The organism is Aestuariibaculum sediminum (assembly GCF_014596945.1).
Lineage (GTDB): Bacteria > Bacteroidota > Bacteroidia > Flavobacteriales > Flavobacteriaceae > Aestuariibaculum > Aestuariibaculum sediminum.
The window spans coordinates 153,670-168,592 of sequence record NZ_JACVXB010000002.1; the positions used below are offsets into that span (position 1 = coordinate 153,670).

At 35.0% G+C, this 14,923-nt stretch carries 10 protein-coding genes; 9 read left to right on the forward strand and 1 reads right to left on the reverse strand.

Annotated features, from left to right (window positions below; translation table 11 throughout):
- The first annotated feature begins 12 nt into the window (after positions 1 to 12).
- The 3 genes from ICJ83_RS05570 (at position 13) to ICJ83_RS05580 (ending at position 3,066) form a co-directional block, all read left to right on the forward strand.
- Positions 13 to 1,521, forward strand: a complete 1,509-nt coding sequence (locus ICJ83_RS05570; RefSeq protein WP_188229390.1) for a RagB/SusD family nutrient uptake outer membrane protein — start codon at positions 13 to 15, stop codon at positions 1,519 to 1,521.
- A gap of 112 nt (positions 1,522 to 1,633) precedes the next feature.
- On the forward strand, positions 1,634 to 2,539 hold the full coding sequence (locus ICJ83_RS05575; protein WP_188229391.1) for a dihydrodipicolinate synthase family protein: 906 nt from the start codon (positions 1,634 to 1,636) through the stop codon (positions 2,537 to 2,539).
- A gap of 71 nt (positions 2,540 to 2,610) precedes the next feature.
- The gene (locus ICJ83_RS05580; protein WP_188229392.1) at positions 2,611 to 3,066 is read left to right on the forward strand and encodes a YhcH/YjgK/YiaL family protein; all 456 of its coding nucleotides are present in this window, start codon (positions 2,611 to 2,613) and stop codon (positions 3,064 to 3,066) included.
- Here the strand turns inward: ICJ83_RS05580 and ICJ83_RS05585 are convergent.
- Complete coding sequence (locus ICJ83_RS05585; RefSeq protein ID WP_188229393.1) at positions 3,056 to 3,775, reverse strand: FadR/GntR family transcriptional regulator; 720 nt, start codon at positions 3,773 to 3,775, stop codon at positions 3,056 to 3,058. The two genes, ICJ83_RS05580 and ICJ83_RS05585, sit on opposite strands and share 11 nt — an antisense overlap.
- Positions 3,776 to 3,896: 121 nt before the next feature.
- Between ICJ83_RS05585 and ICJ83_RS05590 the strand changes: the two genes are divergently transcribed.
- The 6 genes from ICJ83_RS05590 (at position 3,897) to ICJ83_RS05615 (ending at position 14,867) form a co-directional block, all read left to right on the forward strand.
- Entirely contained in the window at positions 3,897 to 5,066 is a 1,170-nt protein-coding gene (locus tag ICJ83_RS05590; RefSeq protein WP_188229394.1) for an AGE family epimerase/isomerase, read from the forward strand.
- Positions 5,067 to 5,079: 13 nt separating this feature from the next.
- Positions 5,080 to 6,201, forward strand: coding sequence for a sialidase family protein (locus tag ICJ83_RS05595; RefSeq protein ID WP_188229395.1), 1,122 nt, complete (start codon positions 5,080 to 5,082; stop codon positions 6,199 to 6,201).
- A 16-nt stretch (positions 6,202 to 6,217) separates the two neighbouring features.
- Complete coding sequence (locus ICJ83_RS05600) at positions 6,218 to 8,275, forward strand: GDSL-type esterase/lipase family protein (protein WP_188229396.1); 2,058 nt, start codon at positions 6,218 to 6,220, stop codon at positions 8,273 to 8,275.
- 23 nt (positions 8,276 to 8,298) lie between these two features.
- Positions 8,299 to 10,902 carry a family 20 glycosylhydrolase gene (locus ICJ83_RS05605; RefSeq protein WP_188229397.1) on the forward strand — a complete coding sequence of 868 codons (2,604 nt, stop codon included), beginning with the start codon at positions 8,299 to 8,301 and terminating at the stop codon, positions 10,900 to 10,902.
- 7 nt (positions 10,903 to 10,909) lie between these two features.
- A complete protein-coding gene (locus tag ICJ83_RS05610) occupies positions 10,910 to 11,683 on the forward strand; it encodes a creatininase family protein (RefSeq protein WP_188229398.1) in 774 nt (257 codons plus the stop codon).
- Positions 11,684 to 11,750: 67 nt separating this feature from the next.
- A complete protein-coding gene (locus ICJ83_RS05615) occupies positions 11,751 to 14,867 on the forward strand; it encodes a glycoside hydrolase family 2 TIM barrel-domain containing protein (protein WP_188229399.1) in 3,117 nt (1,038 codons plus the stop codon).
- Positions 14,868 to 14,923: the final 56 nt, after the last annotated feature.

Consider the following 14,923-nt stretch of genomic DNA (forward strand, 5'->3'; position numbering starts at 1 on the left):
ATTTTAAAAACGATGAAAAAGTATATTTATATATTATTGGCAGTATGCACATTCAGTGCTTGTGAAAGTGAGTTGGAATTAACTAGTCCGAGTCAATTAACAGCAGCCGGTTTCTGGGACACAGAAGAAGGTGCGCGAACAGCTCAAACAGGAATGTATGCCAATCTTAGATCTTCGGCAAGTACATTATGGCTTTTAGGAGAAATGCGAAGTGATATTTGGGGAGGTAGAACTTATGAGTCTCCTGCTAACGAAGCTTTAATAGAATCTAATATTACAGTTGCTACAGCTCCTTTTGGCGGTTGGGCAGGATTATATACCAATATTCACAGAGTTAATGATTTTTTGGCTAACGTACCTAATGTGAGTTTTATTAATGAGGCAGATAAAAATCATTTAATCGGGCAGGCCTATGGTTTGAGAGCTTTGTATTATTTTACACTTTTAAAAACCTGGGGTGATGTGCCTATTATTTTAGAGCCTTTAACAACAGTTAATCCTTCATCTTTAAGTAGAGCACGAGCATCAGAAACTGAGGTCATGGCACAGATTAAATCTGATATTTCGGCGTCATTATCGGCTTTTGGTTCTGATAATAGTTTCTTTGAAGGACAAAAAATTTATTGGTCTAAAGCAGCAACCTTAGCTTTAAAAGGAGATGTTTTTATATGGTCTGGTAATCTTTTGGGAGGTGGAAATGCCGATTTTACAGAAGCAAAAACAGCTCTACAGCAAATAGCCACTTTTGGGATAGCATTAGAATCTAGTATTTCTGATTTATGGGGGGTAGAAAATGAAAACAATAATGAATTCATTTTTGCCATACAATATAAGCAGGATGAAGCTTCTAACTTTTATAACAGTTTAACAGGAAGAAGCACCGAGATTAACCCTCAATTTAATGATCAAGGTACTTCTATGAGTGATTTTGTGATAGCTGGAGCAAACCGTTACGGGCAATCGGAGAAAACTATTTTACTTCTTGATGATAACCAAGACTCAAGAAAAGGTGCTACATTTATTAGATTGTATGTCGATGATAATGCTGGACAAGGATATCCAACATATAATGAATCAAAATATTTCGGTTCTGTTTTTAATAAATTTCTGGGTATAGTTAAAGGTTCTGAGCGTATTTTCGAAAATGATGTGCCCTTATACAGATATGCCGATGTAGTATTGCTTTTAGCTGAAGCAAAAAATTTATTAGGTGAAGACCCTTCGGCTGAAATCAATTTAATTCGTCAAAGAGCATATGGCGCTAACTATATACCAGCAACCCATGCCTATGTAAATGGTTCTAAAACAGCCAATGCCAATGCCATTTTGAACGAGCGTTACAAAGAATTTATAGGAGAAGGAAAACGCTGGTGGGATTTGCGTCGCGCTGGAGACAATTATGTAATAGATAATATAGGCTTCTTAAATGCTGGTGATGAGTATAAATTAGTATTGCCAATCACCAATGATATGATAGGAAGAAATCCGTTACTTGAACAAACAGAAGGATATACAGATTAAGTTAATAGTTAAGTTTAGTTGAGTTAGTACTTAAAAGAGGGCAAAGGGTAAAGCCTAACCCCTCTTTTACTTACTGTTTTTAAGAGAAGATAAAGCAATAATGGCATTTAACATGATAATAGAAAATTTAATAGCGGCGACTTACGCACCAATGTATGAGGATGGTTCATTGAATACCGGAGTCATAAATGATTATACACAGTTTTTGATTAAGAATAAGGTTTCCGGCGTATTCATGAATGGGTCTACTGGAGATTTTGTCTCCTTGTCTGTAGAGGAACGTAAGGCTATAACCTTAGCGTGGTTTGAAAATAAAACTTCGGATTTATATCTTATAGATCATGTTGGAGACCCTAGTTTAAAGGTTTCAAAGGAATTAGCAAGTTATGCTTCCGATAAGGTTGATGCTATTGCGGTTTTGGCACCATATTATTTTAGATTAAATAGTGTTGAAAAACTGGTAGACTATTGTAAAGCTATTGCCGATTGTGCACCAAATTTACCGTTTTACTATTACCATATTCCTGTATTGAGTGGTGCCAATTTGAATATGAATGAGTTTCTTAAAATCGCACCTCAGAAAATACCAACATTTGCTGGTATTAAGTTTACTAATAACAATTTAATAGATTATTTGCATGCCAAAAATTTCGATAATGGTAAGTATAATATTCTTTTTGGATATGACGAAATTTTTCTATCGAGCCTACCGTTAGGTGCTAAAGGATGGGTGGGAAGCACATACAATCATATACCATCGTTGTATTATAAAATAAAAGAACTGTTTGAAGCAGGAAATATTGAGGACGCAGCTCAATTACAAACAAAAGCCATTCGATTTGTTGAAATTTTAGATGCAAAAGGCGGATTTAATGGTGTTGCTAAAAGCTTCATGAAATTCTATGGAATTGATTGCGGACCGAGTAGATTCCCACATACAACCCTAGATGATAATACTTTCAAACAGATTCAGAAGGAACTGGATAATATTGGACTTTCCGAATTTTTAGGTAAATAATTTATTGTTTAATAATAGTTCAACCCAGGCAAGTTAATTTTTGCTTGGGTTTTTTTATAACGTATTTAAAAATGATTTTAGACAAAATTGAAAATATAAACATGTATACAGGTACGCATAAATATCTGGATAAAGCGTTAAAGTACATCAGCAATACCAATTTTTTAGGCATGGAAGAAGGTGCGTATGTGGTAGAAGGAGATCGTATTTATGCTATAATTAAATCTTGTCAGACTAAAAGGGTTTTTGAAAAGACTCAGATTTTAGAAGGTCACATGAAATATATAGATATTCATTTTTTGATTAAAGGTAAAGAGCAGGTAGGGATAAAGTTATTGTCCGAACAAAAACAGATTAAGGCATACACCTCTGAGGGAGATTATGCCTTATACGAATCTTTATTTGACATATTTACTTTAAATGAAGGTATGTTTGTGATTTTATTTCCCGATGATATCCATTTACCCGAAATCACCTCCTGTAAGATTTCAGATATTAAGAAAGTGGTCGTAAAAGTTAAGATTTAGATTTTTCCAAAATGCGGTCTAAATGTGGTTCCAAGTGATTAGATAGACCTTTTTTAAAAGCTTTAATATCATCTTCTTTTAGGTAATTTAAAAGCTCGCGGTGGGTGGTGAATTTTTTCGAGTATTTGTAGGGTTCTGCGTCTGGTAATTTGTGTTCATGAACATATTGAAACACTGGAAGTAGCAGATTTTGAAAACGTTGCAATGTTTTATTTCCCGACATTTCGTATAATTTTCCATGAAAAGCGACTTCATTTTCAAGCTTAAATATGGTAGATTCAGAATTATTCGTTTCCATTCGGTCAACAATTTCTTCAAGTTCTTTAAGGTCTTCTTTGGTTTTTCTGGCAAACAATACATCCACCATTCCCATTTCTAAAATTAATCGAAGCTCAAAAATATCTTTTAAAGTTTCATCTTCTAGTAAATTGGTGTCTATAACTTTCTCGAAATTTTGAATAAAATCTGGATGAGAAAGTACCATACCTTTATGTTTTTTCGAGTCAATTATACCTATAGTTCGTAGTCTAGACAAGGCTTCTCTTATTACTGTTCGGCTCACACCTAAAGCTTCAGCAAATTGTAATTCTTTAGGAATAGTATCGCCAACCGAAAGATTATTATCTTTAATATACTGTGTAATACGCATTTCAACCTTGTCAACTAAACTAAGGGTGTTTAATGGCGTAATATTTAAATCTTTTTTCATCAGGAATTAATTTGTAGACAAATGTAATTTATAAATTTTATTTTACTAAATTTGTATTATGTTATACATATTAAAACAAAGATAATCTTTTTTTCAATAGGTATGGAATAAAAATAGCGTAATGAACTACAGTACACTTTATAAAAATACTTTATTAAATGATATTTTACCATTTTGGGAAGAATACTCCATCGATTGGGAGCATGGTGGTTATTTCACTTGTTTAAATACGCAGGGCCAAGTTTATGATACCGATAAATTTATCTGGTTACAGGCCAGGCAGGCATGGACATTTTCAATGTTGTATAATAACGTTGAAAAAAATCCGAAATGGCTGGACATAGCGAAAAACGGAATAGACTTTTTAAAACGCTTCGCGATGGATTCTGAAGGGCAGTTTTATTTTTCAGTAACGCAAACAGGAAAGCCTTTAGTTAAAGCCTATAACATTTTTTCAGATTGTTTTGCAGCCATGGCATTTAGTCAGTTTGCTATAGCGACAAACGACGAATCACTGAAAACATTGGCTAAAACAGTTTATTATAATATTCTTAACCGTATTAATAACCCGAAAGGAATATATGAGAAGCAAACCGATATTAGGCCATTAATTGGATTTTCTTTACCTATGATTTTATCTAATTTAGTTTTAGAACTAGAGGGAATATTGTTAGATGATGAGATTGAAAAAACAATTGATTTTAGTATCAATCAAGTTATGAATGTATTTCTGGACGAATCTTCTGGTTTAATATTTGAAAATGTTATGCCCGATGGTAGCCACCACGACAGTTTTAACGGTAGATTGTTAAACCCGGGGCATGGTATAGAAGCTATGTGGTTTATGATTGATATTGGCGTTAGAAGAAAAGATCAGGTGTTAATACAAAAAGCTACAGATACCATTTTAACTATTTTAGACTATAGCTGGGATAAAAAGTATGGAGGTATTTTCTATTTTATGGATGTTAAAGGGCATCCTCCCCAGCAACTGGAGTGGGATCAAAAACTTTGGTGGGTACACCTTGAAACCTTGGTGGCATTAGCAAAATCCTATGAGCATACTCAGAGTAAAATGGTTTTAAGTTGGTACAATAAAGTTCATGATTATACCTGGCAGCATTTTTCAGACCCTGAAAATGGCGAATGGTTTGGATATCTTAATAGGCGGGGTGAGGTATTATTACCATTAAAAGGCGGAAAATGGAAAGGCTGTTTTCATGTGCCCCGAGCCATGTATCAATGCTGGAAATCTTTTGAAAATATTGAAGCCAAAAAACTTAAAATTTAAAAATAGAATACTAATGATAAAAAATTATTTAGTCTTTTTCGCAATAATTATTTTGAGTTGCTGTAAGAGTCATGTTAAAGAGGAAAATAAAAATCAGATAATTGAGAATCCTGAGTTTGTAACCTTATTTGAAAAAGGCATGGAAAATGGTGTGAATTGTTACCGAATTCCATCCATAGTTACAGCGCCTAATGGCGATTTAATAGCCGCAATAGACCAAAGAGTGCCGTCTTGTGGAGATTTAAAATGGAGCAGAGATATTAATATTATTGTGAGAAGAAGTAAGGATAATGGCAAAACATGGACTCCTATTGAAACTGTAGTGGATTTTCCTGAAGGGAAATCGGCATCCGATCCTTCTATGATTGTAGATAGGGTAACCGGTGAAATTTTTATGTTTTATAACTTTATGGATTTAGATAAGGAAAAGGATGTCTATTATTTACACGTTGTAAAAAGTAACGATAATGGTAAAAGCTGGTCTAGTCCAGAAGATATTACTATCCAAATTTCAAAACCAGAATGGCACAACGATTTTAAATTCATCACTTCAGGACGTGGCATTCAAACCAGTTCTGGCAAGTTATTGCATACTATGGTGAATTTGAATCGCGGATTACATGTTTTTGGTAGTAACGACCATGGTAAATCCTGGTATTTTATTGATAGTCCTATTATGCCGGCAGATGAATCTAAAATTATTGAACTTGCCGATGGTAGTCTAATGATTAATGCACGCGTAAATAAGCAAGGAATGCGTTATGTGCATACATCAAATGATGATGGTAAAACCTGGAAAACAAAAATGATTCCTGAATTAATTGATCCTGGATGTAATGCAAGTATCGTTCGCTACACATCTGTAAAGAATGGAGACAACAAAAACAGATTACTTTTTTCTAATACGAAATCGGAATCTAATCGTGTCAATTTAACTTTAAGAATTAGCTATGATGAAGGTAAAACATGGAGCGAAGGTAAAACTATTTATGCAGGTTCGTCGGCTTACTCTTCGTTAACTGTTTTAAAGAATGGAGATATAGGTGTCTTTTTTGAAAAAGATGAATACACCAAAAACGATTTTGTAAGGTGTACATTAGAATGGTTAACAGATGGTAAAGATACATTAGATTAACCATAATCGATTTTCGATGTTTTCAAAATTAGCAGCATTATTTATATTGCTTATTACAGGATCTAATTATGCCCAAAAAATTAAGGTGGCCTGTGTTGGTAATAGTGTTACATTCGGTTACAATATCGAAAACAGGGAAACATTAAGTTATCCAGCTCAGCTGCAAACGTTATTAGGAAATCAATACAAAGTAGGTAATTTTGGGCATTCGGGAGCGACCATGCTTAAGAATGGTCATAAACCTTATTGGAATCAGAAGGCTTTTAAAAACTCAATAGCTTTCCAACCCAATATTGTGATTATTCATCTAGGCTTGAATGATCAGGGAAATAACAATTGGCCAGAACACAAGGAAGCATTTATAGACGATTATTTAGAGTTGATTTCTGTTTACAAAAACCTTCCAACTAAACCAGACGTGTTTATTTGCAGAATGACACCAACTTTTTCTGGGCATCATTGGTTTGAAGAAGGGATGCGCGAAAATTTTAAAGACGTTCAGAATAAAATTGAAACCATTGCGGAATTAGCACAGGTTGAATTGATTGATTTGCACGAACCGCTGTACCGCTTTCCGGAATATTTTCCGGATCAGTTGCATCCAACAAAAGAAGGAGCTTTGGTTATTGCGAATAAAGTTTACAGCGCGATAACTAAAAACTTTGGAGGTTTAAAAGTTTCAAAACTTTATGGTGAAAATATGGTATTTCAGCGCCATGAACCTATTCGTGTATCTGGTATTGCAAATCCAAACGATAAAATTACTGTTAATTTAAACGGAAGCAAACGCGTATCAAGCCCAGGAAATGACGGAAAATGGCAGGTTGTTTTTCCTGCTATGGAGGCTGGAGGGCCATATAAATTTGAAATTAATTCTAAAATGTCTAAAGATATTGATTTAGACAGTGTGTATATTGGTGAGGTTTGGCTGGCTTCCGGACAATCCAATATGGACTTTAAAGTAAAGGAAATGCAAGGCGTAGAGACGGTTTTAAGAGATTCAATTAACCCGAATGTTTTTGTGTTTTCAATGGATCCTAAAATCCTTGGATCTCAACAGTTTTCTGATGAAGCTTTAACCTTATGTACATCAAATAATTATTTTAAATATTCCGGTTGGACGAGTAACAAAATTATCGCAATTAAAGAGTTTTCGGCTATTGCTTACGCATTTGCCAGTAATCTTCAAAAGGCATTAAAAGTTCCGGTAGGTATCTTGTGTAACGCTGTTGGCGGTTCTCCAACCCAGGCATGGATTAGTAGGGAACAAATGGAACAAACTCATGAGACAATTAGCTTATTAAATGATACTTGGTTTAATCCAATGGTGGATGACTGGGTTTTTAAAAGAAAGGCCGAAAATTTTGGAAACAGGGAATTAAGTGTCAGACATCCATATGATCCCACATTTTTGTTCGATTCTGGAATTTTACCCATTCTAAATTATAATTTTAAGGGTGTTATTTGGTATCAGGGTGAATCGAATACCGAAAATTCAGAATTACATTCAAGATTATTTAAAATGCTCGTAAAAGATTGGCGGGTGCATTTTAAAAAATCACAATTACCTTTTTACTTTTCTCAATTAAGCAGTATCAACCGACCGTACTGGGGAAGGTTTAGAGATAGTCAGAGAAAACTTTTAGATTTAGAGTACACGGGCATGGCGGTCACTTTAGATGTAGGTCATCCAACCGATGTGCACCCTAAGCGAAAATGGATAGTAGGTGAGCGATTAGCTAAAGTTGCTTTAGCAAAGACTTACCATAAAAACCTAAATTTTTCAGGACCTTTATTCGATTATACCAATGTTGTTAATAATAAGCTCGAAATACATTTTACCTATTCAAATGGTTTGAGTACAAGGGGAGGAGGACCGGTAAAGGATATTCAGATTGCCGGTTCAGATAAAATATTTGTTGAGGCCAAAACACAAATTGTAAATGATTTACTTTATGTTTGGTCTGAAGATATTAGTCAGCCTCGTTATGTAAAATATGGATATACTTCCTTTACGGAGGGAAATTTAACCAACATTACAGGGTTGCCTGCATCTACATTTAGCAATGAATAAAACTAATTTTTAAAGTACCATAAATGAATTCTTTTTTTAAATTAATCCTGGTGTTTGTTTTAGGTTTGATAACCAATTTAAACGCACAGGATTTCGGCAATACATTTGAAAGCAGGCTTTCTATTGAAGAACTTGAGAATGCCCCTGTAAAACTTATTCCATATCCGAAAACAGTGAAATGGAACAAAGGTGTAGTGACGATACCGACATTAAAAATGGAAGGAGATATTGTCTTAAGTGAAACTTCAAGAACACTTTTAGAAGATATTTTTAATGAAATAAACGATAATAAAACTTCTTCTGATTTTAAATTGAAATTATCATTTAATTCAGGGATTCAACCAGAAGGGTATATTTTAAAAGTTAACGAAAGCGGCATAGACATCCAGTTTAAAGATGAGGCAGGACAATATTATGCCCTGCAAACTTTGTCTCAGCTAAGTACCAAGAGGGGAGAGGAAACGGAAATTCCATTATGTGAAATAATTGATGCCCCTAAACACAAGATTCGAGGATTTTTATTAGATGTAGGGCGTAATTTTATAAGCCTAGATGTATTAAAAGAACAACTCGATATTATGGCTAAATACAAGTTGAATGTTTTTCAATGGCATTTAACCGACAGACCGGCCTGGCGTATTGAAAGTAAAGCTTATCCCGAACTTAATGCAGCCAAAAATCACAGACCAACCAGAAATCCAGGTAAATATTATACTTACGATGACATAAGAGAATTGATTGCTTACGCTAAAGAAAGGCAAATTCATGTGATTCCAGAAATTGATATGCCTGGGCATAGCGATGCGTTCACAACAGCAATGGGGTTCACAATGCATTCAGAGGAAGGTATGAAAGCTTTGGAAGTAATTTTAAATGAATTCTTTAAAGAAATACCTAAAAGCATGTGCCCCGTCGTACATTTAGGCTCCGACGAAGTGCATATTGAAAATCCAAAGGAATTTATGGACAGAATGATAGAGGTTTGTGAGGCGAATGAACGTGAGGTGATTGTGTGGAATCCAGGGTTAAAAATAGATCAGGATGTGATTAGACAAACCTGGCAATCTAAGAATCTAGAAAATCAAGGGTATAGAGAAATTGATTCCTGGAATAGTTACATCAATAACAGCGAACCGATGACTGCAATTCCTAAAATTTTATTTAAGCCTATTGGGTATCAATCTAATAATAACATTTTAGGAGGCATTATTAGCCTTTGGCCCGATGTACGCCTGGCTAATGAAACCGATTTTATCGAGCAGAATCCGCTATATCCATCTTTAATAACTTATGCTTGGACAAGCTGGACTGCCGATGTTTCCAAAACATCCGACCGCTATCTCACCATGTTACCTGGAAAAGGAACGATGGCGTTTCAATATTTTAAAGTGTTTGAAGATTATTTACTAAAACATAAGCATAGGTTTTTCGGTAAAAAATCGTTTCAGTATGTACGCCAAACCGAAGCAGACTGGTGGTTATCTCAACCCTTAACCCACGAAGAAACGCTGGTGTTAGAAAAGGAACTTCAGGAGAGATTGGATATTGATACAACCAAATGGGTAAAAGCAAATGGCAATACTATAATTTTAAAAGATCGATTTAAGCAGGGAGGTTATTTTCCGAAGGCCAAAACAGGAAAAACAGTTTATGCTGTAAGGACTTTAGAAACCGATCAGCCTCAAACTTTAAAAGTATGGCTTGGTTTTGAGACCCCTTTGAGAGCAAATCGTGTTTATACAGGAATTGCAGAGCAAGGAAAATGGGATTCTAACGGCGGCACCATCTGGGTTAACGGAAAGGAAATTACCGCACCAGTATGGTCAAATCCTGGTTGGAAACCATCAAAATCTTCAGGTTGGGGATCTAAGGAAGATCAAGAAATTCCGTGGCGTAATGAGGAATTATACTGGACCAGAGAACCTGTTTTAATTCCTCTTAAAAAAGGAAAAAACACTATTGTACTTAGGGTGCCTTCAACTTCCGATTATCAAAACTGGATGTTCACTTTTGCTCCCTTAGAACCTTTAAAAACTTATTCCAGTCATTATCATAAACGATTAGATATATTTGAAAGTGAGCGTGATACTGAAAATGAAATCATCTTTTTAGGAAACAGTATTACAGAAGGAGGAAACTGGAAGGCCTTGTTTCCAAAAGAAAATGTGGTGAATCGAGGCATAAGTGGCGATGTAACCGATGGTATTTTAAATCGTATAGAAGAGGTAACATCATCACAACCTTCAAAAGTTTTTTTGCTGGTAGGAACCAATGATATGGCTAGAGGTCGAAGTATAAACTATGTTTTAAAGGGTGTGGAAGAAATTATTAAAGCGATTCAAAGCCAGTCTAAAAACACCATAATCTATTTACAGAGTATTCTACCAATTAATCCTGATGTTGGAAATAAATTTTCAGGGCATAAGGCTAATCATATTAAAATAATGGAAGCTAACATTCAACTTCAAAAGCTCGCAGATGAGATGGGAATTCACTTTATAAATATTCATAAAGCTATGCGAAATCAAAATAAGTATTTGAAGGAAAAGTATACGCATGATGGATTGCATTTAACGGAAGCAGGTTATAAAAAATGGAAAAAAGAGATTAACAAATTTGTAAATTAATGTCATTATGGAAACAAGTGCCAGACCTTACGTTTTAGCTGAAACAAATTATAAAACAGTAAAAGATTCGGAATATAGGGTTGCCATTTTACCGTGGGGAGCCACCGAGGCTCATAATTATCATTTGCCGTATGCAACAGATAGTATATTGTCTGAATCAGCCGCGATAGAAGCAGCCAGAATAGCCTGGGAAGACGGCGCCAAAGTAATGGTCTTACCAAATTTACCATTTGGCGTTAATACAGGACAGTTGGATGTTCCATTTTGCATGAATATGAATCCAAGCACGCAACCGGCAGTTTTGCGAGATATCGTAAATGTGTTAGATCGAAACAAAGTTCATAAACTGGTTATTGTAAATGGTCATGGAGGGAATCATTTTAAGCAAATGATACGCGAGTTATATCTCGAATTCCCCAATGTTTTTATATGTGCTTTAAACTGGTGGCAAGCAGAAAATACTAAAAATTATTTTGAAGAACCTGGTGATCATGCTGGAGCATTGGAAACTTCGGTAATTATGCATTTAACACCAGAATTGGTTCTAGCATTAGATCAGGCAGGAAACGTCAAGGCTAAAAAATTTAAATTAAAAGCATTGCAAGAAGGTTGGGTAACGGCACAACGCAAATGGACTTCTGTTACTGTTGATACGGGTGTTGGAAACCCAAAATCGGCATCTAAAAAAAAAGGTGAACACTTTTTTAAGGGTGTTACCAAAAAAATAGCGTCTTTTTTAAAAGAATTGGATGATGCAGATTTAGATAACCTTTACGAATAAAAAAAATTCCGTAATTTCAGCAACAATTTTTTTGAACCTAACAGTAAAACAAGAACAAAACAAACCAATGCACTATTTTAAAACATCACTTTTTATTATGGGATTCTTTTCTGGAATCCTTTTTTTTAATGCTCAAACCTTGGATCCCGTACTGGAGAATCCGGCAGTTACCGAAATAAATAAATTGCCTGCACGAGCAAGCTTTTTTCCTTATCGTTCAATAGAATTAGCTCAGGAGAATGAATTATCGAAAGCCGATAATTATCTGTTACTAAATGGAATATGGAAGTTTAATTACAGTGAATCGCCAGAACAAAGACCAAAGGATTTTTACAAAGAAGAATTTAATACTTCTGGATGGAGTAATATAAAAGTTCCTGGAAACTGGGAAGTGGAAGGTTTCGGAATTCCTATTTATGTGAATCAAAGTTATCCATTCGCGAAAGGAAAGGTGTCACCACCAGATATACCAGATGGACACAACCCGGTAGGTTCATATAAGCGTACTTTCGAAATCCCTGATAACTGGGAAGGTCAAGATATAACTATTCATTTGGGAGCTGTGAAGTCGGCATTTTACATCTGGATAAATGGCGAAAGAGCAGGGTACAGTCAGGGGTCTAAATTACCAGCAGAATTTAACGTAACTGAATTTGTAAAACCAGGTGAAAATACTATAGCTCTTGAGGTGTACCGATGGAGTGATGGAAGTTATTTGGAGTGTCAGGATTTTTGGAGATTCTCGGGTATTGAACGCGATGTATATTTGTATGCCAGACCAAAAGTTCAGTTAAATGATTATTTTGCTAAAGCAGGACTTACTAATCAATATAAAGATGGCGCTTTAGATATTTCTTTGGAAATAAAAAATATAGAAGAAAAAAGGCAAAAGGGAACTGTTGAAGTTAGCCTTACAAAAGAGCAACAAATAGTCTTTAACGCTTCGTCTAATTTTGAAATAGAAGGAAGTGCTGCGACAAATGTATCATTCTCAAAAATTATAGAAAAGGTTAAAACTTGGTCGGGAGAACATCCTAACCTTTATAATTTGAATATTACTTTAAAAGATAAAAAGGGGCACGTATTAGAGGCAATTTCAAGAAAACTAGGTTTCAGAACTTCTGAAGTTAAAGATGGACAATACCTTTTAAACGGACAACCTATTTTATTTAAAGGTGTAAATCGCCATGAACACGATCCGATTACAGGTCATGTTGTATCAAAGGAAGATATGCTAAAGGATATACAATTATTTAAGCAATATAATATTAATGCCGTTAGAACCTGTCACTATCCTAACGATCCTTATTTCTATGAATTATGTGATGAATATGGAATATATGTGGTTGATGAAGCTAATATAGAATCTCATGGTATGGGTTATGCGTTACATAGAACTTTAGCTAATAATCCAGATTGGTTAAAAGCGCATTTAGAGCGTACCGAACGTATGATAGAACGTGATAAAAACCACCCTTCTGTTATTATCTGGTCCTTAGGAAACGAGGCTGGTAATGGTTATAATTTTTATAATACTTACCTTTTAGCTAAGAAAATGGATACCACAAGACCAACGCAATACGAGCGAGCAGGTCATGAATGGAATACCGATTTATTTGTTCCTATGTATGCCTCGCCTGAAGGTGTAGAAAATTATGCAAACAATGATGAATTTAATAAACCTTTGGTACAATGTGAATATGCCCATGCCATGGGTAACAGTATGGGAGGCTTTAAAGAGTATTGGGATTTATACGAGAAGTACGATAAACTACAAGGTGGATTTATCTGGGATTTTGTAGATCAGGGACTTAAAACTGAAAAAAATGGCCGTGAAATTTATGCTTATGGCGGTGATTTTGGTCCGGAAGGCACCCCTAGTGACAATAACTTTTTAAATAATGGTTTAGTTCAACCAGACCGAACTCCAAACCCACATATTTATGAAGTGAAATACATTCATCAAAATGTAAAGTTTTATGAAAACGATTTAGCTAATGGTTTAGTAGATTTAAAAAACTGGTACTTCTTTAATGATTTGTCAAATTACAAATTAAACTGGGAAGTTTTAGAAAACGGTATGGTGGTTGAAAGTGGAACTTTAGAAGATATTACGACACAACCTCAAGCTAAAAAAGAGGTAAGAATTCCGTTTAAAACCAGCTTCAAATCAGGAGCTGAATATTTCCTGAATATTTATGTGCAGTTAAAGGAAGATGAACCTTTGTTGGAAGCTGGTTACACCATTGCCTACGAACAATTTCAGTTGCAAAAGGGATTGTTTAATGCGCCTGAATTGTCAACATTACCTGTAACTTACATAACAAAAGACAATCTGATTTCAGTTAAAGGAAATCATTTTAATTTAGTATTCAATAAAACTTCGGGTTTACTGGAAGAATATACGTATAAAGGTAAAAATCTTATCGAAAAGGGACCTCAGATTAATTTTTGGCGAGCACCTAACGATAACGATTATGGCGCAAGGACTCAGAAGAAATACAAAGAATGGAAAAATGCCGCTCAAGATGGAGATGTAACTACCTCGGTTAAGCAGATTAATCAGTCTGAAATAGAAATAGTGTTTACCACCGACTTGTTTGATGGCGATGCAAAAGTAACGGTTACATATCAAATACATGGTGATGGTGTTCTGAAAGTTTCTAATCAATTTAAAGCGATAAAGGGGGAACATTCGGCAATGTATAAATTCGGGAATACCATGGTATTGCCTAGGACTTATAATAGGATAAATTACTATGGAAAAGGGCCATTTGAGGCTTATGCCGACAGACAACACGCAGCAAAGTTTGGTTTATACAAACAAACTATAGCGGAACAGTATTTTCCTTATATACGTCCGCAGGAAACCGGTAATAAATTAGATGTGAGCTGGGCAGAATTAATTCAAGAGGACGGCACTGGAATTAAATTTTTAAGTGAAAAACCGTTTTATTTTTCAGCCCTTAATTACAGTCAGGAGGATTTAGATTCCGGCGATGATAAAACACAAAAACATGCCGGAGAACTTGATGCCCGACCAGAGGTATACGTAAATATTGATGGTTTTCAGCAAGGATTGGGTAGTATAAATAGTTGGGGAGCATTACCCTTAGGGCAATATGTGTTACCTTTTAAGGATTATTCATATTCTTATTGGATGATGCCTGTCGATAAACAGTAAATTCGTTTCAGTGTCGATAAACAGTAAAAAGACCTTAAGAAATTAAGGTCTTTTTT